The sequence below is a fragment of the Mesoflavibacter zeaxanthinifaciens DSM 18436 genome (genome assembly GCF_000422365.1).
In the GTDB taxonomy this organism is placed as follows: Bacteria; Bacteroidota; Bacteroidia; order Flavobacteriales; family Flavobacteriaceae; genus Mesoflavibacter; species Mesoflavibacter zeaxanthinifaciens.
On sequence record NZ_AULQ01000001.1, the window covers coordinates 1 to 21,557 of the forward strand.

Below are 21,557 nucleotides of genomic sequence, written 5' to 3' on the forward strand. Positions count from 1 at the left end.
CAACGTTTTGATTCCATTATTTTAGGAATTCAATCGAGTAGGAGTGATCAATTCACGTTTTTATAATTCCGTTCGAGTGAATTTCTGCGTACAGTTCCGTTTTACAATTTCAATTCAGCGTTACGTTTCGGTTTTGAGTATTAAATTCAGTTTCCGTAAAGCTTTTTGCGCACAGTTCCGCTTTTTTCAAAGTTCGGAATTCGCACGATTTTTACGCTTAGTTTTTAATTCGGTTATTGCAACCAACGTGTTTGTGTATGGCTCGTTGCGGGAAATCAGCTATGATTTTCCGCCGTAACCGAAAGATAGCAAATTGCAATGAATTCCGATTAGGAATTCAGCCGCAATGAGCTATACACGTTGTTAGCAAACGTATTTTTTTATTCAGATTTAGTCTTTTCATTCCATTCAGAATATTCATTATTCCATTTAGGTTTAATTATTATTCCGTCAAATTTATTGTCAGAATTCGTATATACTCGGATTTCAGCTATATTTTCGGTTTCTGAAAAAGTTGCCTTATATCTAAAATATTTATAGCCAGTTTTGTCAGAGAGAATTTCCGACAAATTGAGTTTTGTCAGTTTTCCGTAAGTAGAATTATAATTGTCACAAGTCTCAACCACTTTCGGTTTTTCAGTTTTCCACAATTTTACTAATCTCTCCGTAGCATTTTCAGACGTCAACTTTGGGAATTCATAAGTGTCGCAATTCATAAAGGTTTGATATGCAAAATCATATGCAGATTTTTTTTCGGATTCAGCAACTGTGTCAACTGCCAGTTTACTCTTTTTTAAATCGTCTCGTTTTAATTTAGTTTCATTTGTTGTGTTTTGAGCTTTACAACTCATTGTGAAAATGAAAACCAAATTTGCTATTATGAATATCGTTTTTCTCATATGTTTGCTAACGTTAGCGTATAAATTTCAGTTGCGGAAAATCGGTACGATTTTCCGATTGAGACTGAAAGATAGAAAATTGCAATGAATTTCCGTAGGAAATTCAGCCGCAATTGAATTTATACATTGTTGGTTGCAGTTATAATTCAGTTTTTTGAGATTCACTCAGCGTTTTGTTTTGCGTTTTGCTATTCAATTCCACGTTATGATTCCGCAATTTTGGAATTCGATAGAGTAGCAGTGATCAATTCACGTTTTTTAAATTCCGCACGAGTTGGTTTCAGCGCACAGTTCCGTTTTACATTTTCAATTCAGCGTTACTTTTCGGTCTCGAGTTTTAAATTCAGTTTCCGTAAAACTTTTTTACGCAAAGTTCTGCTGTTTTCAAAGTTCGGAATTCGCACGATTTTTACGTTTAGTTTTTAATTTCGCTATTGCAACCAACGTTAGCGTATAAATTTCAGTTGCGGAAAATCGGCACGATTTTCCGTTGAAGCTGAAAGATAGAAAATTGCAATGAATTTCCGTAGGAAATTCAGCCGCAATTGAATTTATACATTGTTGGTTGCAGTTATATTTCAGTTTTTTGAGATTCACTCAGCGTTTTTTTTGCGTTCAGCTATTCAATTCCACGTTTTGATTCCGCAATTTTGGAATTCGATAGAGTAGAAGTGATCAATTCACGTTTTTTAATTCCGCACGAGTTGGTTTCAGCGCACAGTTCCGTTTTACATTTTCAATTCAGCGTTACTTTTCGGTCTCGAGTTTTAAATTCAGTTTCCGTAAAACTTTTTTACGCAAAGTTCTGCTGTTTTCAAAGTTCGGAATTCGCACGATTTTTACGTTTAGTTTTTAATTCCGCTATTGCAACCAACGGTCTCGGCTATGAGTAGTTGCGTGGGTTAGTACTTAACTTTGCAAGTACATACCAAACTGAAAATCCGCAAGGATTTTCAGAAGTAGGCGAGGACAAGCAATTACTTATAGCCATTGTTACAAATAGTACCTTATCAATCACAACTATTATTATAATAATTTATGATTTCATAAACATCTCTTTTTTTAAAATCCTTCTTTTTAATTTTCTCAGTTAAGCTTTTACAGTTTTCTAAAATTTTCAAATGTTTCTTTTTCAGTCTAGTTCCAACTCTTTGAAGTTTACCTTCTACTAGAATGAAATAAATTGTTGCTGAACCTCCTCCGAAAGTCATTCCCATTCCTCCGCCAGCAAATCCGTTAGGCATAGTATGTCCTGGATTATAAACTTCATTACTGTATAGTGAAATTTTCCCTTTTATATTTTCCTTTAACAGTCTTGGGGGAAATCCATCTTGATATTTTATATATCTATATTTTCCATCTTCTGTGTCGAATCCGGTAATTGTTTTATAATCATAAAAGGTAGATTTAGAATCTTTTGTGGTTTTAAATTTAATTCCACCAAATGTTTTAATTCTTATTAAGCCATTTAGTTCAGTTGAGTCTTTTAAAAAAACAGTTCCCTTATTAAATTGCGCATTTGCTAATGAACAAGAAAAGACGATGAAAATTATCAAAATATTCTTCATAACATCTAGTCTTTTATATTTTCAATAATTAAATTTTGATTATCATACCAATTTCCATTTTTGAATGTAATTGCACCATATTCGGAGTGGTAGAAAACATTACCTAGATTTGTGTTTTTCTCTATTCCAACAACATAGTCAGGCACACATACTCCATTATCTAGTTGAGTATATCCATCATCGCAAGGGTCTTTTTCACAGCTGGTAACAAAAAGGCTTATTAGTATTGTAATTAAAATTAAATTCGTTTTTTTCATTTGTTATCTATTTTCGTTTGTATTATTTGTAACGTTTGTGTATAAATTTCAGTTGCGGAAAATCGGTACGATTTTCCGATTGAGACTGAAAGATAGAAAATTGCAATGAATTTCCGTAGGAAATTCAGCCGCAATTGAATTTATACTATGTTGGCTATAGTATTTTTAATTTTCAGACAATTCTTTTTCATCAGTATCTTCAGGTGAGAATCGAGCAATCAACATTGGTGTCAAAATACAAACAATTCCGATTATTGATTTCGGTCCAAAATCACCAATAAAATTCATTGCAATTAAATAAATTCCGCAAACTAGAAAAATTATGTTATTCAGTTTTTTATCCCAAACAAAACCTCCAACCAAGTATGCAATTCCGATTAGAGTAAACATTCCAGCATTCAGAATCTGATTTGTTTCGTCACTATAATCTAGTAACCAATTCGATATTTTTCCGATTAAAACAATTCCGATTAGTATTAGAAAAATTTTATGCAATATGTCTTTCATTTCGATTACGTTTTATTCTCATATTGTAGCCAACGGTCTTGTATATGAAAAGTAGCGGATTTTATGCACTAACTTTACGGTTTGTAACAGACCTTTAATTTATTCATTTTCTTTCGATTAAGCGATTAAACCGCTATTTTTTATATACGTTGTTGTACACTGGCTTTTTTCGTTCAGATTGTCATTCAGCGTTGGCAAAGACATACTCTTTTGCAATTTTGGCTTGTGTGTTGGCTTTAGCGAATTGCAAATGTGTATGGCTTAAAGCGTTGGCTTTTTTATTCCGCAACAGTTATTTCTTTAATCAAATCTAAAATTTTATTATTACTGAATTGAGTTTTAAAATCAATTTTCACAGTTCCATTAAAAAATTGTTCCGCATGTTTTATTTTTTGTTTTTCTTCCTCTCTTAATGTTTCTTCTCCTTTTACGTTTTTTGTTTCAACTATAAAATGAAGTTTCTTTTTTCCATCCTCAAAATTCAAAACATAAGCAAAGTCAGGTGAATAACTTTTTCCTCCTGCTACAGGAATTTTAATTGAATTTTTTGGAATTTTTGTGAATACAACGACTTCTTTAATTTCGGTTTCAATATTGTCTTTCTCTAATTCAGAATCGTAATATAGTTCATCAAAAAAGTAACTTTCTGCCACATCTTTATCGTCATACATTACACCAACATCAGAAGCTGTAATTTCATTTAATACTTTACCTGAATTATTCGTTAATTTGGTTGGATGAATACTATTTGAAACCTTTTTATATTCAATACTAAATTTGTCAATTGCGTTAAACATTAAATAGTTGTCAAAATTTTGTTTGACTATTCGAATCGTTGAAGTGTTTAAGTATTGATTAATTTCAATTTTTGAGGCTTTTAAAGAAGCATGAATCGTTTTTAAGTTAATATTTAAAGCTTTTGAAAGGTCAAGAAGAAAATCGCTGTATTTCATTGTTGAAATAGGTGTGACATCATTATCTAACACTGAAATTTCATCTGAAGTAATTGCTTTTTTATCTTTAATTTCTATTTTCGACTTTCTTTCTTTAATTCCCTCAATTGAGAATGATTTTTTTTGAGATTTAAAAAAGTCAGTTAGAATAGTTTCAAATGAACTTTCATCTTTAAACTTATATTCCAAAATCACTTTTTCATTTAGTTTTTCCCAAAGTTCCTTTAACTCTTTATACTTTTCTGTTCTAACTGAAACTTGCTTTTTAGTTTCTGTTGACTTTCGAACTTTATTAGAACCAACTCCTTTAAAAATTAATGGATAATTTTTCTTGATATATTTCCAACCACCTTCTTTAAATTTATTAGTTCGATTTATAACATTGTTATCATCAAGAATTTCGAGTAAATCATCTTCGTTGGTTTCGTAAATCTCACAAATTTCATCGATTATTTCATCAGAAAGTTTTTCAGGTTCTTTTTCAATAGATATTGCTCCAGATTTTTCATTAATTTCATTAACTAAACTATCAACAAAGTCTTCTTCGGTAAAGTCAACAAAGTAATTGAGGTAAAACTGTTCATCTTTAACTCTGTTACCATATTCGTTAACAGGTAATCTTAATCCACGACCAACTTCTTGTAGTTTAGATATTTCACTACCACTACTTCTTAATTTGCATATTTGAAAAACGTTAGGATTATCCCAACCTTCTCTTAAAGTCCATTTTGAAAAAATAAAACGTCTTGGATTTTCTAAAGCAAGCATTGCTTGTTTATCATGAAGAATTTCAATTACTTCTTGTTCAATCGCTTCGTCTTTTTCTGTGTTATCTTTTGAGAAATAACCAGCATGTGTTTTTGATAAATCTGCAAGTGTTTTTTCTAAATATGCTTTGTAGAATAAATTCTTTTCAGTTTTGAGTAGATTTTCTACTTCTGCTTTAACTAATTTTTCAAGAACAGCTTTTATGTATCCTTCAGAATCTCTATATTCTTCAATATTATCAATAAAGAAAAGCGTTAAAGGTTTAATTTTTACGTCTTTTGTTAATAGAGATTTTTCTATTTCAAAATGATGCTTTATGGCTTTTTGAATCATTATTTCCTGCAAAGTTTGAGCATATGAATAAGGATTTATTTTATCGCCTCGTTTCATTTCTAAACCATTTGACAAAACCACTTTGGACTTGTTCAAGTTTTCAATAACTAAATCAGTCATTTCAGGATGCACTTGCTGTAAACTTTCCTTTTTAGTAAGTTTAGTTGTTGTTTTTTTAGAATTTTGAGTCAATTCGAAATTAGCCTCTGTACCATCTGTACTCACAAGTTTGACTATAGCATTTTTACCATTTTCAAATTCAGTTATGTGACCAATAACCCCTTTTACCAAGTTTTTATTAAAAGAATCTACAGCAGAAAGCGTGTAAACCAAGTTTTCATATTCTTGAAACGTTGCACCATATCTCAAAATAAATTGAGGATTCATTTTTTGAATATGTTCCCAAGTTTTATTGGCTTGAGAAAACTTATGAGGTTCGTCAATAATTAAGAATGGATTAACAGAAGCTATTCCGTCAAAAGGTGTGTTGTATTTATCAAAAAGACCTTTGTCAAAAGTTTTTTGCATTGTTTCAGAGTTAATCATACCAGCATTGATAATCATAACTTGAATAGATTTTTTTGCAAAATCACCTGATGTTACAAAACTGTTTACAGCAGGTGGCATATATGATTTTTTATTTTTGTTTCCTTTTTTGCTCTCAACAATATGAAGGTTTATGGTTTTGCCATATTGCTCTTTAAAATGTTCTCTTGAACTTTCCGATTTTAAAAAGTCTATTGTTCCAGCTTTAATTGATAATGTTGGTACAACAACGATAAATTTGTAAATCCCAAAATTTTTGTTGAGTTCAAAAATTGTTTTGGTATAAGTATAGGTTTTTCCTGTACCAGTTTCCATCATTATGTCAATGATGTTACTTTGACCATTACGAATTTCTCCAATACTGTTTTGACCTTGAATTTTAATTATATTTTCAATGTATTGAAACCCATTACCATGTTCCAAAATTGGATTAATGAAGTTTTTGTTAATGCCTTCAGGTTTATTTGTTTGAAGATGTTCAAACACAGCAATAGTGCTATTTACCGCTTGTGTTTGATGATTCAGGTTTTTTTCAAAGTTAAATCCCTTCATACCTAATATCTTGTAATAAAGTCAATATCAATGCTTTTTTTATTAGCATATGATTTTATGTTTTCCGAAATTTCACGTAGATTTTTACTTTCAAAATGATACCCAAATGCTATAATTGAGGTTGGATTGAAATCTTTATCTGAATCAATCTTTTCCAGTAAAAATGTCAAGTTTTTTGTGGTAAACCCTTTATTCATAAGATAGAGTTTACCATTTGTATAATAACTCGAATATCCATCTAAATCATACTCTTCGATTGATTCTGTTAATTCTGAACCATCATTAGTCTTCCATGTAACGAGTAATGCTTTTAAATCCTCCTTTGTTAACTTGCTTTCGTCAAATAATTTTGTTTGAGTAGTTAGTTCTTTGGATTCAAAACCATAATCATCCCAAATTGGTATAGTTTCAAAAATTTTAAATGATAAATCTTGATTTTCCAAATTTGGATTATCTTCTTTAATCTGTTTAGAAGAAAGTATTAATCGTTGTTTAGTTATATCAAAAACTGTTGGTTTATTTATTTTAAGTTCATTCTTAACATAATCGTATGCTATTTTATTTTTCTTTGAATCTAATAATTCAGGTAACTGCACCATAATATATTTTCTGTCACCTTCATCACTCAAGTTTAAGCGCATAATTGCTTCGCCTGTTGTACCTGAACCACCAAAAAAGTCTAAAACAGTATCATCTTTACTCATTCCAATTGTTATTAAGTCCATTATGAATGGCACAGGTTTAGGGCCTTTAAAAACCTTCTTGCCAAACAAATTTTTTAGTTGAGTTGTTGCAGTACTCGTGCTGTAATCCGATTTATAGAAGAAAGATTTGGGTTTTTTAGTGGGCAAATCACCAAGTTTTGGACGTTGTTTTTTATAAATAGATTTTCCACCACTTCTTGCATCAGTAACAATCAAATTGTATGTTTCATTTTTAATTTTGGGTTTTCCCCAAGACCAAGATAACTCCTCTTCATCGTCATTAATTGGATAAAGAATAGTGTCTTTTTTTGATAATGGTTTATCGTCATCAGTAACATAAATCTTATCTTCTGGTGTAATGAAAACAGGAAACCATCCTTTTGGGCGGTTAATTCTTGAAGCATCATCTCCAGTTCTTCTTAAACCGTCAGCTTTTTTCCATAGTCCATGTTCATCTTCGTTCCAATCATTAAAAATCTCTTCTTCGTCAATGTCAAATTCAAACAATTCACATTTATCTTTGTTTTTTGCGTAAACCAAAAAATATTCATGACAATCTGCAAAACCAAAATTGTCTTGATTGCCTTTAAGATTCATAATTGCTGGTACTTTAGCTATGAAATTTTCTTCTCCGAAAATTTCTTCATCAAGAATTACTTTAAGTTGTGAGGCTTCATTGTCATCAATAGAAATGAAAATTGCTCCTTCTTCTTTCAGTAATTCTTTAGCTATATATAATCTTGGATACATAAACGTTAACCAAGCAGAATGTGAATTGCTATTGCTTTGAGTAAAATCAAGAATACGTTTTGCTTTTTCTTCATCAATTCCAGCTAATTTTTTCAATTCATCTACTGTGAATTTTCTATCATCTTGATAAGCAAAACCATCATTTCCTGTGTTATAAGGTGGGTCAATGTATATCATTTTTATTTGCTCATAATAAGCATTAGAAAGATGTTTTAAAACTTCTAAATTGTCGCCCTTTATAAGCAAATTTTGAGAGTTTTTGTTTTCCTCTTTTTGATTAAATTCTTCGTCTTCTTTTAATAAAGTTGTTGTTTCATCACTTGCTAAAACACGAGCATAAGATTTACCAAGCCAATCTAAACCATAACTTTCTTTAGAAATGTCTATTTCATTGGCAGAAAGTTCTTGTTTGAACTTTTCAATGTTTATGTTTCCGTTTTTATCAAAACATTGGCTAAAATGTTTTTTGAGCACATTAATATTTTCATTGCGTGCTTTTATGTCATTGGTTACGTTTTGTTCAATGCTCATGTTTAATCTCTTTTAATATCGTTTTCTTGTAGTAAGTCTTTTACGCTTACTTCAAGTATTTCAGCTATTTTATATAGGTCTTCTACACTTGGTTGTCTTTTATTTCTTGCGTACTCATTAATTGTAGGATAACTTTTATCCATTTTTTCAGCAAGCCAAGTTTGACTAATTCCTTTGTCTTTCAGAATTTCCTTTATTCGGTTCATTTTAAACCTTTTTTTTATTCGAGTGTAATTTAGTAAAACTTCATTGAATAATAATGAAAATATTCATTGTATTATCATGAGTAGCTGTGGAAAAAGTCAAGCTCTTTTTATTTTGTGAGGCACGAGCAAAATGAAATGTGCTTGACTGTGCGGTTGGCTTTTCAGAGCTTGTGTACAACGGTCTCGTATAACCGTCAGTTACGGGATTAAAGTTAATGATTTTCGGTTAAGAACTGGCGTTAGCAATTCCGAGTGGATTCGGACGCAGTCGAATCCGCCGTAATTGCGGTTATACATTGTTGTGCATAGTTATTTTATTCAATATAATAATGTCGAACTTCTTTCTTTATCAGTTTGTGATTTTTGTCAAATGTCTGAATTATTGTTTTTTTCTTTCGGTTTTTGTGAATTTCATATTCTGTTAAAATTCCTTTTTTGTCGAAATAATTAATTCTCGTTTTATTTAAAGTTCCAAGTTTATAAATTTCTTGAGATTCCAAAGTTCCGTTCTCTCTAAAAAACTTGATTTCAAATGGTTTTCCGTTCTCAAAAATTCCTTCAAGTCTTTTATTTCCGTTAGAGTAATAGTCGGTTTCTTTTCCTTTGCAAATTTTATTACAATTTAAATAAGTCCAACGTTGACTATGTAATTCATTTCCTCCTCCAAACAGTATTTTGGGAATTTTAATCGTGTCATTTTTTCTTAAATCAATAGTAATTGTGTTTTGAGAAATCCATTCTCCACGCTCAATGTAATAAGTTAATATTTTTACATTTTCCGATTCTGGAACAATGTCTAAATCAAATTCAGGTGTAATGAATTTTCCAGAACATTCGCTATAAAAAACTAAATTCAGGTTTTCATTTCCGCTGTTTTGACTAAAACACGAAAGGCTTATAAATAGCAGAAAGATTGATTTTAGCACGATTTTCATAATTATGCACAACACTTATATATACGCAATAATACTAAATATAAAATAAATATTCAATCTATAAGCATAAATATTTAAAAGCTCATTGTTTACAGTGTGTTAAGAGATTTTAAATTAATTGCGCAATTGGTATATCTAATTAAAATTATTTTTTATTTTTGGTAAATAGATATACAAATTACGCAGGTTTTGATTTTAAGTAATTATTCGTTTCAATTTGGTAAACACAATGACAAAGATGTTATTTGGATTAAGTTTCCATACTCCTCAACACTCATAAATCAACTCAAAAAACGTTTTCCTTCTGCAAAATGGAGTAAGACTCAAAAATGCTGGTACATGATAGATGGTACTTCGCTTAGAGAAGCGTTACAACTACCAAGTAAAGACAAATCTGTTGGTTATCTGCAAAAAATTCATCCAAATAATCAAGAAGCTTTTATAAATTTTCATCAGTTACTTAAACTTAAAGCATACAGCCCAAACACTATAAAGACCTATCTTTATGAGTTTGCACATTTACTTAAGTTGATAAAAAATTATGATGTAAATATGCTTACTCCAGAAAAACTAAAATCCTACTTTTTATTTTGTTTAGAGCATGATAAAATGAAAGAACGAAAACTTAATGGAAAGATTAATGCTATTAAATTTTATTACGAGCAAGTATTACATAAACCAAAAATGTTTTTTGATATACCTAGACCCAAAAAGCCAATCACATTACCTAAACATTTATCTAAAAACGAAATAAAACGCCTACTTAAACAGGTTAAAAATGAAAAACATCTGCTTATTTTAAAACTGGTTTATGGTATGGGTTTACGCCTAAGCGAAGTGACTAATCTTAAAATAACCGATATTGATAGCGAAAATATGATGGTTAGAGTAGAAGGAGCAAAAGGAAAAAAAGACCGCGTAGTAAATTTACCCGAAAGTATTTTGCAAGAAATGCGTGATTACTACCAAAAATACAAACCAGAATATTATTTATTTAACGGTCAATACGGCGGAAAATATTCGACCAGAAGCGTGCAAAGTATTTTTAAAACCGCAATGAAAAAAGCCAGAATTAACAAACGTATTGGTATACATGGTTTAAGACACAGCTACGCTACACATCTTTTAGAAAGTGGCGCAGATATTAGGTTTATTCAAGAATTATTGGGACATTATAGCATTAAAACTACTCAGGTTTACACCAATGTAACTAATCTTTCTAAGCATAAAATTAAAAGTCCTTTAGATTATTTGTAAATAAAATTTCTGCGAAAAGAGAAATCTAAAAAACATGTATTGTCCTTATTCAGATTGTTCACTAAGCGTAGTTGAAGTGATGCATGGCTGAAAAATCAATATTATAATAATCTTAATTAAAGATCCTTTGACTACTAATACATTTGTAATGTACAGAATAACGATTATAAACTTAAATACCAACCAATAGTTAACCAATATCTGTTTCTGGTATTATTATTAACAAAATCGTTAAAGCGATATTCTAAACCAAGTTCTAGTTTATTATTATCTGTAAAAACATAGCCAAAGGTAGGCGATAATCTTAATTCTAAATCGTAATCCTTACTTTCAAAAATATTTAAGTATTCATTACTTATTTTAAAATACCATTCTTGCGCATCTACAGTTTGACCGTTTAAAGGCAAGTCAAAAGTTAAACGATATCTAAGTCTTAATTGCATATCTTGATCACTTTCAAAAGTTTGATCGGATGCAAATCTATGTCCTAAACGGTAATTGCTTAGAGTATTTATAATAGTAAATTGTTGTATACTACGTTTAATAATCTCTTTATTGGTAAATCTAAGTAAAAATCCACCAGCCAATTTATTGTTTAATCCCACTTTTTTAGAGACTACAAAAGCTGCATCTGTATGTACGTAATCGTAACCAGAATTTTGGGTGCTGTTGGTAATGCCTTCTTTAAATAACTGTCTAAATTCTGATTTAAAATTTAACTGCCAATTATTGTTTAAAGATTTACTAATGTTTAATGTAGGTAATGTGCCAACTTGGTATCTGTTTTGACCAAAACTAACCGAAATAGCAAGTAGACATATAACTAAAAAAGCGTAACGTTTTTTCATTAAAACTCGATATTATCAGTGTTTCTAAACACAATTTTAGACGTAGCTTCTAATTGTCCTTTGTGGTTAAATAAAAGCTCAAAAAGATGTTTTCCAGAATCAGATTTTCCTTTTACAACTATTTCATATTTAACCGTAATATTATTTTTAACATCATCCTTAAAATAGTTGATTAGGTCTTTTTCTTCAGCAGAAAACTGAATTTGTATCTTTCTAATCTTATGCTTTATAAAAGTGTTTTGTAAAGAGTTTATAATGTTTTGTTGAATGGTTTTTGGTAGATCATTCCATTTTTTTTCAATTTCAATATCTTCAATTGTTCCGTTAGTATCAAATTCGATACTGTATTTTTCGCCTTTAAATTTAGATTTTGCTTCAAAGCTAATCCCGTTATTACTTTGCTCTTTATACCATTTTACTTTTTTAGATTGAATGATTTTTGATACAAATAACCTGGCTTTTTCAGGTACGTTTGTAAACGAAATTTTAGACTCTTGCTCATATTTATTTTGAGCTGAAAGTTGAAGCACTGTTAAGAAAATTAGAGGTAGAAAAATTAATTTTTTCATGAGTAAACAATTATCTTGCAAAGATAAACATTGAAATAAATATTTATGAGTAATACTATTCAATTTGAAGATTTTACAAAAGTAGATTTAAGAATAGGAACCATCATAGAGGTTAAAGATTTTCCTGAAGCACGTAACCCTGCATTTCAGTTAAAAATTGATTTTGGAGGTTTAGGTATTAAAAAAACATCTGCTCAAATAACCACTATTTATAATAAAGAAGATTTACTTAATAAACAGATTGTAGCTGTTGTAAATTTTCCTAAAAAACAGATTGCTAATTTTATGAGCGAGTGTTTAGTTGTTGGTGCAGTAAAAGAAAAAGATGTGTTTTTACTTAATCCAGAACAAAAAGTACCAAATGGGACTAGTGTAAATTGATAAAGAATTTTTTAAAAACTAAGAATAAAAAAAGCGCTTTTTAAATTAAAAAAGCGCCTTTTAAGTTAGAGTAGTTAAGTTATCTTATATATCGTCAAAGTCTACATCTGTAAATCTGCTTTCTGCACTTTCAGAGGTAACTTGTTCTGTATTGTATTCTTTTTTAAAGTCTTTTTGATGACGCTCGCTAATTACTTCTTCACCTTTTTCATTCACGATATAATCGGTCATTTCTTTTAAGATGGTGTTAAACTCGCTAAAATCTTCTTTGTATAAGTAGATTTTATGTTTTTTGTAATGAAATGATCCATCGTCGTTAGTAAACTTTTTACTTTCTGTAATGGTTAAATAATAATCGTCTGCTTTAGTAGCTCTTACATCAAAAAAATAAGTACGTCTTCCTGCTCTAAGTACTTTAGAAAAAATTTCCTCTTTCTCCATCATTTCGTTATTCATAATATGAGTTGTGTTTGTTAAAAATTTCTAAATCAAAAATCAAAAAAAAAGTTGAATGTCACAACAATTTCATGCAAATCTTTTTATTTGGTTGTCTTTAAGTATAGCTCTTTGTAGTAACCATCTATGTTTATAAGCTGATCGTGTGTGCCAGATTGTACAATTTTACCGTTGTCTAATACTATAATTTTATGTGCATTTTTGGCTGCAGATATACGGTGACTTACAATTATAGATGTTTTTCCTTCGGTTATTTTTTTAAGATTATTTAATATTTTTTCTTCTGTTTCTGTATCTACAGCAGATAAACAGTCATCAAATAACATTATTTGAGGCTGCTTTATTAATGCTCTGGCAATAGACACACGTTGTTTTTGTCCGCCAGATAATGTAATACCACGTTCACCTAAAACAGTATCATATTGTTTATTAAACTTGATAATATTTTTATGGACTTGTGCTTGTTTTGCAGCTTCAATAACCTCTTCATCAGTTGCATTTTCTTTACCAAATTTTATGTTGTTATTTATAGTGTCACTAAATAAAAAGGCGTCTTGTGGCACGTAACCAATTGCGTTTCTTAAACTGTTTAAGTTAAGTTGTTCTATTGGGTTTTGGTCAATACTAATTTCTCCTTTTTCAACATCATACAATCTACCAACCAGATCTAAAACGGTAGATTTACCAGATCCTGTTTTACCAATTATAGCTAGTGTTTCGCCAGAATTCACTTTAAAACTTACTTTTTTTAAGGCTTGTATATTAGTGTCATCATAGGTAAAAGAAACATTTTTAAACTCGATATCACCTTTTATAGTAGAAGGTTTTGGGTTGTTGTTTTTAATTTCAGGTTCGGTCTTTAAAAATTCGTTTATTCTTTTTTGAGAGGCTTCTGCTTCTTGTACAATAGAGGTTACCCAACCAACAGTAGCAACTGGCCAAGTTAGCATATTGACGTACATAATAAATTCAGAAATGGTTCCTAAAGTAATCTCTCCAGCCATATATTGTTTACCTCCAAAGTAAATTACTACGATGTTACTTAACCCGATTAATAAAATCATCATCGGGAAGAAAAACGCTTGAATGCGTACCAAACTTAGTTGTTTTTGTTTACTAGTTTCGGCTAAATTTTCAAAATTGGTATAGGTTTGTGGCTCTATTCCGTAGGCTTTAATTACTGAAATTCCGCTAAATGTTTCTTGAGAAAACGTTGATAGTTTTGATAAAAACTGTTGTACAACGGTACTTCTTTTATGTATTTCAGAACTTATTTTATAGATAATAACCGATAAAATTGGTAATGGTATTAAGGTGTACATTGTTAATGTTGGCGATTGTCGGTACATAAAAATAATAACGACCACAAAAAGCGTTAAGGTGTTAATACTGTACATTAAGGCAGGACCAACATACATACGTACTTTACCAACATCTTCACTAATACGATTCATTAAATCTCCAGTTCTATTTTTCTTGTAAAAATTAAGCGATAGTCTTTGATACTGTTGGTAGACTTCATTTTTTAAATCGGCTTCTATAAATCTAGAAACGTTAATTAAAGTTTGACGCATTAAAAAGGTCATAATACCCGAAAATGCAGCAGCACCAACAATAATTAAAATGTATTTAAGAAGTGTACTTTTAAATAGTGCTTCATTTATATTTTCATTTTGAAGCTGTTGGTTAACCACATCGATTATAGATCCAATGTATTTTGGGACAAAAACCGAAAAGACTTTAGAAGCTATAGTTATAAAAATACCAATAATAATACGGCTTCTGTACTTGTAAAAATATTTATTAAGATGTTGTAGTTCTTTCATTAAGAAATTAATAATTGAAATAAATGATATTGTCAAATTCGTATTTTAACACTAAAAAAATTGTTCATATATTAATTATAGTCTAATTTTGCACCGTCATTTTATAAAATCTATATTTTGACTAGGTTTAAAATTAATATCAATAAAAAATGATTTCAGAATTAATCAATACAAATCAATTACAAAAAGCAGATCCTGTTTTTGGGCAATTATCTTTTGACAATCACGAACAAGTTGTTTTTTGCAACGACAAAGATACGGGATTAAAAGCAATAATCGGGATACATAATACAGTATTAGGACCTGCATTAGGAGGAACCAGAATGTGGCAGTATGCTAACGAGTGGGAAGCACTTAATGACGTACTACGTTTATCACGCGGTATGACTTTTAAATCTGCAATTACAGGATTAAACTTAGGTGGAGGAAAAGCAGTAATTATTGGTGATGCAAAAACGCAAAAAACACCAGAATTAATGAAGCGTTTTGGAGAGTTTGTACATAGCCTAAGCGGAAAATATATTACAGCAGAAGATGTTGGTATGGAAACATCAGATATGGATTTAGTAAGAGAAGTAACACCATACGTAACAGGTATTTCTGAAGAAAAAGGAGGCGCAGGTAACCCATCACCAATTACCGCATACGGTGTGTTTATGGGGATGAAAGCTGCAGCTAAATTTAAATTTGGCACGGATGTATTAGAAGGTAAAAAAGTAATAGTACAAGGTATTGGTCATGTTGGCGAAACTTTAGTAGAACACTTAGTACAAGAAGGAGCAAAAGTAATTATAGACGATATTAACCAAGAGCGTCTTGAAGCTATTAGTAAAAAGTACGGTGCAACAATTTATAAAGGTGAAAATATTTATGCAGAAGAAGTAGATATTTACGCACCATGTGCATTAGGAGCAACAATTAACGATGCTACTATCCAAACATTAAAAGCAAAAGTTGTAGCAGGAGCAGCAAACAACCAATTAGCAGACGAGATTAAACACGGTCGTCTACTACAAGAAAAAGGTATTGTTTACGCACCAGACTTTTTAATTAACGCTGGAGGAATAATTAATGTTTACGCAGAATTAGAAAATTATGACAAAACAGAAATTATGCGCAAAACAGAAAACATATACAATACAACTATTGAGATTTTAAACAATGCAGATGTTAATAATATCACGACACATCAAGCTGCTTTAAATATTGCACAAAGTAGAATAGAAGCAAGAAAAAAAGAAAATCAACAATAGGTTATCCTATAAATTATATTATTTTTGCAAGGCGAAAGAAACTATTTCTTTCGCCTTTTTTAATTTAATAAGAAAAGCATTTTAAACTAAATAGTGCACAACCCAAAAAGTTCTTTGTAATGATGTTAACAAGAAGACATATTCGTGTAAAAGTAATGCAAACCCTATTTGCATTTGATGGTACAGAAAGTGATGATTTTACAAAAGATCAAAAGTTTTTATTGTACAGTATAGACAATATGTATAACCTGTATTTACTATTAATGTCTTTATTAATAGAAATCAATAAAAAAGCGACAACTCATCTAGAAACCGCACAAAAAAAACATCTAGCCACAGAAGAAGATAAAAATCCAAATAAAAAGTTTATAAACAACCAATTACTACAATTAATCGTTAATAACGAAAGACTAAAAGTTCAATTAGAAGACAGAAAAATAACAAATTGGCAATTAGATAACGAGTACGTAGATTTACTTTACAAAGAAATTAAAAACAGTGACCTGTACAAAGATTACATGTCAACAAAGACCTCTACATTTAAAGAAGATAAAAACTTTATAATAGATATCTTTAAAGAAATTATAGCACCAAACGATAAACTTTATGATTATCTAGAAGATAAAAATCTAACATGGTTAGATGACTTACCAACAGTAAATACATTTATCCTTAAATTATTAAGAAAACTTAAAGAAACTAGTGATCCTGTAACTTTAACACCAAAGCTATACAAAGATATAGAAGACAAAGAATACGCTATAAAACTATTTAAAAAGACGTTACTAAATCAAAGTAAGTTAGGCGAAGAAATTTCTGGAAAAACAAGTAATTGGGACAGAGATCGTATTGCATCACTAGATATGATATTACTAAAAATGGCAATATGCGAGTTATTGCACTTTTCTTCAATACCAACCAAAGTAACAATTAATGAGTACTTAGAAATATCTAAAGAATATTCTACACCAAAAAGTAGCATATTTATAAATGGTATTTTAGATAAACTATTAAAAGAATACCAAAACGAAGGAAAACTAAATAAAGTAGGTAGAGGATTGATGTAGTAAAAAAATATTCTTACTTTTACCAATCTAAATTTTTAACCTTTTAGCCAATTTGGCAATAAATAACTATTAAATATTAATATTATGAAAAAAGTACTAGTTTTATTAAGTGCAATTTGCTTAGTAGGATTTACATCATGTAAGGAAGATGCAACAAAAAAAATTGATGCAGAAAATGTTGCAGCTGCAGCAGAAAGAGATGCAAAAGCAAACGTTTTTCCTGTAATGGAATTTGATAAAACAGAGCATGACTTTGGCGAAATAGCTTCTGGTACACCTGTAGAAACTGTGTTTACTTACAAAAACGTAGGAGAAGCACCATTAGTAATTACAGATGTAAAAAGTTCTTGTGGATGTACTATTCCTAAAGATTGGTCAAGAGAGCCATTAGCACCAGGCGAATCAGGAAAGTTTACAGTTAAATTTAACGGTAAAGGAACAAACAAAGTAACTAAAGTAGTAACAGTTACTGCAAACACTAAAACAGGAAGAGAAACTGTAAAAATCTCTGCTTTTGTGAAGCCAGATCCAAATGCTGCTCAAAAAGCTAACTTACCTATGGCACAATAATTATGGGAGAAATAGGAAGTTTTTTACCAATAATTTTAATGTTTGCTGTAGTATACTTTTTTATGATAGCACCACAAATGAAACGTGCTAAACAAGAAAAAAAGTTTGCTGCAGAATTAAAACGCGGTGATAAAGTAATTACAAAAAGTGGTTTACATGGTAAAGTTGTAGATCTTAATGAAAAAGATAACAGCTGTATTATAGAAACTATGTCTGGTAAATTAAAGTTTGATCGTTCTGCAATTTCTATGGAAATGAGTAAAACATTAAACAATCCATCAGTAGAAAAAAAGTAATTATTACGACATATTTAAAAAAGGCAACCAAGTTGGTTGCCTTTTTTTATTATATATCATTTCAAAAGATTATTAGATACCACATAACTAAAGCACGATGTAAATTAACAATTTTTATATTTATCATGTAAGCCCTTTAACTCCATAATCATAGGCGTTATTTTTTCTAACCGACTCACTTTTGTTGATTCTCGTTTAGCTTCACTTATATAATTACAATACTCCTTTTGTTTAGAAGGACTTAGTTTTTCAAAAGCATCTTTAAGATTATTATCTTCTTTAAAAGCAAATTCTAATTCTGTAGGAATCGTAATATCTGCTTTTTTAGTTCTTGTAGCTTTAATCTCTTTACCTAATTTTTGATTTTGTATAGCCTCTTTTACATAAGATAAAACTAAATTAGAGTTTACTGTATCATCCGCTTCAAACCGCATTTGTCTCAATGCTTTAGTTTTTCCTTCTTGAGCATTAACTAACACATTAGCTTCATCCTTTAAAAACACACCATTAAAAAACCATAAACAGTAATGATTTTTAAAAGCACCCAATCCAACTATATTCTTCCCATTTATAGAGTAGGTTGGTGCATTCCATTTTATTTGTTCTTCTAATTCTGTTGAAATTAAAAGCTGTCTTAAAGCAATTAATTGATTAGAAAATTTTGGATGATTCTCAATATACTCATCAACTGAACTTACCTTTTTCATTTTATTATTATTTAGGACTAAGTTACATAAATTATAGCCTAAACTTTAACATAAATTAGATTGTTGACTTTTAAATCATTATAAATATTATTTATATTTAGTCTAAATAAACTTTTTTTTGTTCTTCTCTAAAACTATATTTGCGGCATTATTTAAAATCAATCTAAATAAATTATGTTAAAAAATATTACTCTATTATTAATTTTGTTTACGCAATTTGCTATTGCACAATCAAAAATTGAAGGTCAAGTTATTAGTCAAACTAATGAGATAATCCCTTTTGCAAATGTTATTATAGAAGGTACATCTAAAGGAACATCTGCAAATCAAGAAGGTTATTATTCATTAGAAAATTTACCAAAGGGAACGTACAATATCAAAGTGTCTTATGTTGGTTTTTTATCACAAACAAAGACAGTAAACTTAGAAGCAAATCAAACTTTAACAGTTAATTTTCAACTAAAAGGAGATACAGACCTAGAAGAAGTTGAAGTTTTTGGAAGTCGTTTTAAACATCCGGATAAAATTGAAGCATTAACTAGATTACCATTAGCTCCTTATGAGCAAATACAGAGTATTTCTATTATTTCTGATAAGTTAATAATGCAACAAGGTAATTTAACCATATCAGACGCTACAAAAAACGTACCTGGTGTGTACACTTTTGCGACTTACGGTAATAGAAGAGAAAGCATATCATCACGTGGTTTTAGAGGTATTCCTATATTAAAAAATGGTGTTCGTGTACATTCAGATTTTAGGGGTCAAGGTATATTAACAGATATGCAAGGAGTGGACAACATACAAGTACTTAAAGGCGCTGCTTCTATAACACAAGGTGTAGCAACAGATTTAGGTAGTCCTGGAGGAGTTATCAATTTAGTTACAAAAACACCTAAGTATGTTTTTGGTGGTAATGTGTCTTTACGCGGTGGTAGTTACGGGCAAGCTAGAACAACGTTTGATGTGTATGGTCCATTAACTAAATCCCAAAATACAGCCTTTAGAATTAACGGTGCTTTAGAACGTGCAGATAGTTATAGAAGTGGAATTGATTCTGACCGTTTTTATATCAACCCATCTTTTGAATGGAAAGCAGATGAGAAAACTACATTTACTTTTGAATTAGATTATTTTGAAGATAGCCGTACTACAGATCTAGGTACTGTAAACCTTGGAGAAAATGACGTAAACGCTATTTACGATTTACCTTATGATAAATTTTTAGGATTTAAAGAGGATAAATCTTTAACTACAAATACAACTTATGCTATAAGGGTAGATAGAGAATTAACCAATAAATTAAGCCTAAAAGGTGCTTTATATAAATCAGATTTAGAGTTAGATGGTAAAAGTGCTAGTTTAGGAGGTGTTGTAAGAGATGAGTTAGGAGAACCAATATATAACCAAAGAAAAAGAGGCTACTCTATAACTACTAGAGAAGACAGTAATAGTGTTATACAATTTGATTTGGTTGGAGATGATATTAAAACAGGAAAAATTTCTCACACATTGCAAGTAGGTTTCGATTACCGCACTAGTAACTATAATACAACGTCACAACGTGCTGCAACTGTAGATACTATTAATGTATTTACTAATAACACAAATATTTTACCAGACGATGTAAATTTTGCAGCAAAAACAAGATTAGCAGCAAAAACTAAAGCATTAGGTTTTGTAGCACAAGATGTAATTACATTTAATAAATATTTAAAAACGTTTATAGGTTTACGCTATAGTAAAACAAGAACTATTACAGAAGATGAAACTACCGAAAGTGATGCATTTAATCCATTAGGAGGAATAATTATATCTCCTTTAAAAAATATTAACGTTTTTGTATCATATACAAATAGCTCGTACCCAAGAACAGGAACACGTTTAGATGTAAATGGAGATGAATTAGGAAACGAACGTTTTGATCAATTTGAAACAGGTATAAAAACCAATTGGTTAAATAGTAGATTGCGTTTTAATTTTACTTATTTTAAAATAAATAACAAGGATATTAATTTACCAGTATACGATGAAAACTGGGAACAAACTGGTTATTACCAAAAAGGAGGAAACGATCAAAGACAAGGTATTGAGGTTGAATTAAGTGGACGTATTTTAGATAATTTAGAAGTGATAACTGGTTACTCATATATAGATGCACAATATAAAGAGCACACAGCTTATGTATATGGATCTGCACCTTTAAATACACCAAAACATACTTTTAATGCTTATGCTAATTATAGCTTTAAACAGCAACTAGAAGGTTTATCAATTGGAGCAGGTGTTTACTATACTGGTGAAAGACCAATTAACGATTGGAGTGCTGGTGCTGTAACACACGAAGGTATTGTACCAAATCAAGAACCATTTAATGTAGATGCATACACTCAAGTTAACGCTCAAGTAGCTTATAAATTCAATCAAAATTTGAACTTTAGAGTACTAATAAATAACTTGTTTAACGAAATAGGTTACAACGCCTACAGAACAAGTTATATAAACCAAACCGACCCAAGAAATTTTGCAGGTGTATTAACTTATTCGTTTTAACATTAATAAATCGTCATTATTTAAATATATATTCTTTAAAAGTTTTTTTTTCTTAAAATGTTAAAAATCAATTTATTCTAAAATAATTTGTAAAAAGGTTAAAATTTTACTTTGTTTAGAATAATAACTTAAATATATTTGCCGACGGTTTTGGGGAGATACTCAAGCGGCCAACGAGGGCAGACTGTAAATCTGCTGACTATGTCTTCGCAGGTTCGAATCCTGCTCTCCCCACAAAAAAAAGCGCTCTATTTAGAGCGCTTTT

General features: G+C 30.0%; 20 protein-coding genes and 1 tRNA gene. 8 read left to right on the forward strand and 13 right to left on the reverse strand.

Annotated elements, in window-relative coordinates:
* Positions 1–380 precede the first annotated feature (380 nt).
* The 8 genes from H574_RS0100005 to H574_RS0100040 form a co-directional block, all read right to left on the reverse strand.
* A complete protein-coding gene (locus H574_RS0100005) occupies positions 381–899 on the reverse strand; it encodes a hypothetical protein (protein WP_155912546.1) in 519 nt (172 codons plus the stop codon).
* A gap of 1,010 nt (positions 900–1,909) precedes the next feature.
* Complete coding sequence (locus H574_RS14605; protein WP_027878562.1) at positions 1,910–2,467, reverse strand: hypothetical protein; 558 nt, start codon at positions 2,465–2,467, stop codon at positions 1,910–1,912.
* 5 nt (positions 2,468–2,472) lie between these two features.
* Positions 2,473–2,724 carry a hypothetical protein gene (locus H574_RS0100015; RefSeq protein ID WP_027878563.1) on the reverse strand — a complete coding sequence of 84 codons (252 nt, stop codon included), beginning with the start codon at positions 2,722–2,724 and terminating at the stop codon, positions 2,473–2,475.
* Between the two features lie 165 nt (positions 2,725–2,889).
* Positions 2,890–3,231 (reverse strand): hypothetical protein, encoded by a 342-nt coding sequence (locus H574_RS0100020; RefSeq protein ID WP_027878564.1) that lies wholly within the window; start codon positions 3,229–3,231, stop codon positions 2,890–2,892.
* A 278-nt stretch (positions 3,232–3,509) separates the two neighbouring features.
* A complete protein-coding gene (locus H574_RS0100025) occupies positions 3,510–6,383 on the reverse strand; it encodes a type III restriction-modification system endonuclease (protein WP_027878565.1) in 2,874 nt (957 codons plus the stop codon).
* A 2-nt stretch (positions 6,384–6,385) separates the two neighbouring features.
* Positions 6,386–8,368, reverse strand: a complete 1,983-nt coding sequence (locus H574_RS0100030) for a site-specific DNA-methyltransferase (protein WP_027878566.1) — start codon at positions 8,366–8,368, stop codon at positions 6,386–6,388.
* Positions 8,369–8,370: 2 nt separating this feature from the next.
* The gene (locus H574_RS0100035) at positions 8,371–8,574 is read right to left on the reverse strand and encodes a helix-turn-helix transcriptional regulator (RefSeq protein WP_027878567.1); all 204 of its coding nucleotides are present in this window, start codon (positions 8,572–8,574) and stop codon (positions 8,371–8,373) included.
* A 314-nt stretch (positions 8,575–8,888) separates the two neighbouring features.
* Entirely contained in the window at positions 8,889–9,509 is a 621-nt protein-coding gene (locus tag H574_RS0100040) for a toxin-antitoxin system YwqK family antitoxin (RefSeq protein WP_036226858.1), read from the reverse strand.
* A gap of 189 nt (positions 9,510–9,698) precedes the next feature.
* On the opposite strand from H574_RS0100040, the gene H574_RS0100045 reads away from it, so the two are divergent.
* Entirely contained in the window at positions 9,699–10,766 is a 1,068-nt protein-coding gene (locus tag H574_RS0100045) for a tyrosine-type recombinase/integrase (protein WP_027878569.1), read from the forward strand.
* 164 nt (positions 10,767–10,930) lie between these two features.
* On the opposite strand, the gene H574_RS14310 is transcribed toward H574_RS0100045, so the two are convergent.
* A complete protein-coding gene (locus H574_RS14310; RefSeq protein ID WP_051169797.1) occupies positions 10,931–11,614 on the reverse strand; it encodes a DUF2490 domain-containing protein in 684 nt (227 codons plus the stop codon).
* Positions 11,614–12,183, reverse strand: coding sequence for a hypothetical protein (locus H574_RS0100055; protein ID WP_027878570.1), 570 nt, complete (start codon positions 12,181–12,183; stop codon positions 11,614–11,616). Before H574_RS0100055 ends, H574_RS14310 begins: the two co-directional genes overlap by 1 nt.
* A 45-nt stretch (positions 12,184–12,228) precedes the next feature.
* On the opposite strand from H574_RS0100055, the gene H574_RS0100060 reads away from it, so the two are divergent.
* Positions 12,229–12,564 carry a tRNA-binding protein gene (locus tag H574_RS0100060; protein WP_027878571.1) on the forward strand — a complete coding sequence of 112 codons (336 nt, stop codon included), beginning with the start codon at positions 12,229–12,231 and terminating at the stop codon, positions 12,562–12,564.
* Between the two features lie 84 nt (positions 12,565–12,648).
* Here the strand turns inward: H574_RS0100060 and H574_RS0100065 are convergent, their stop codons facing one another.
* Positions 12,649–13,020: a PUR family DNA/RNA-binding protein gene (locus H574_RS0100065; protein ID WP_036226860.1), complete on the reverse strand. Its 372-nt coding sequence runs from the start codon at positions 13,018–13,020 to the stop codon at positions 12,649–12,651.
* Between the two features lie 83 nt (positions 13,021–13,103).
* The gene (locus tag H574_RS0100070; protein WP_027878573.1) at positions 13,104–14,846 is read right to left on the reverse strand and encodes an ABC transporter ATP-binding protein; all 1,743 of its coding nucleotides are present in this window, start codon (positions 14,844–14,846) and stop codon (positions 13,104–13,106) included.
* Between the two features lie 149 nt (positions 14,847–14,995).
* Here H574_RS0100070 and H574_RS0100075 point away from each other — a divergent pair, with 149 nt between their 5' ends.
* The 4 genes from H574_RS0100075 (at position 14,996) to yajC (ending at position 18,032) form a co-directional block, all read left to right on the forward strand.
* Positions 14,996–16,099 carry a Glu/Leu/Phe/Val family dehydrogenase gene (locus H574_RS0100075; protein WP_027878574.1) on the forward strand — a complete coding sequence of 368 codons (1,104 nt, stop codon included), beginning with the start codon at positions 14,996–14,998 and terminating at the stop codon, positions 16,097–16,099.
* Between the two features lie 122 nt (positions 16,100–16,221).
* Positions 16,222–17,166: a transcription antitermination factor NusB gene (nusB, locus tag H574_RS0100080; protein WP_027878575.1), complete on the forward strand. Its 945-nt coding sequence runs from the start codon at positions 16,222–16,224 to the stop codon at positions 17,164–17,166.
* A gap of 84 nt (positions 17,167–17,250) precedes the next feature.
* The gene (locus H574_RS0100085) at positions 17,251–17,736 is read left to right on the forward strand and encodes a DUF1573 domain-containing protein (RefSeq protein WP_027878576.1); all 486 of its coding nucleotides are present in this window, start codon (positions 17,251–17,253) and stop codon (positions 17,734–17,736) included.
* Positions 17,737–17,738: 2 nt separating this feature from the next.
* On the forward strand, positions 17,739–18,032 hold the full coding sequence (yajC, locus tag H574_RS0100090; RefSeq protein WP_027878577.1) for a preprotein translocase subunit YajC: 294 nt from the start codon (positions 17,739–17,741) through the stop codon (positions 18,030–18,032).
* 104 nt (positions 18,033–18,136) lie between these two features.
* Here yajC and H574_RS0100095 read toward each other — a convergent pair whose 3' ends face one another.
* On the reverse strand, positions 18,137–18,739 hold the full coding sequence (locus H574_RS0100095) for a YdeI/OmpD-associated family protein (protein WP_027878578.1): 603 nt from the start codon (positions 18,737–18,739) through the stop codon (positions 18,137–18,139).
* 174 nt (positions 18,740–18,913) lie between these two features.
* Here H574_RS0100095 and H574_RS0100100 point away from each other — a divergent pair, with 174 nt between their 5' ends.
* Positions 18,914–21,292, forward strand: a complete 2,379-nt coding sequence (locus H574_RS0100100) for a TonB-dependent receptor (RefSeq protein ID WP_027878579.1) — start codon at positions 18,914–18,916, stop codon at positions 21,290–21,292.
* Positions 21,293–21,444: 152 nt separating this feature from the next.
* Positions 21,445–21,526: transfer RNA gene (locus H574_RS0100105), tRNA-Tyr, on the forward strand.
* The last annotated feature ends 31 nt before the right edge of the window (positions 21,527–21,557 follow it).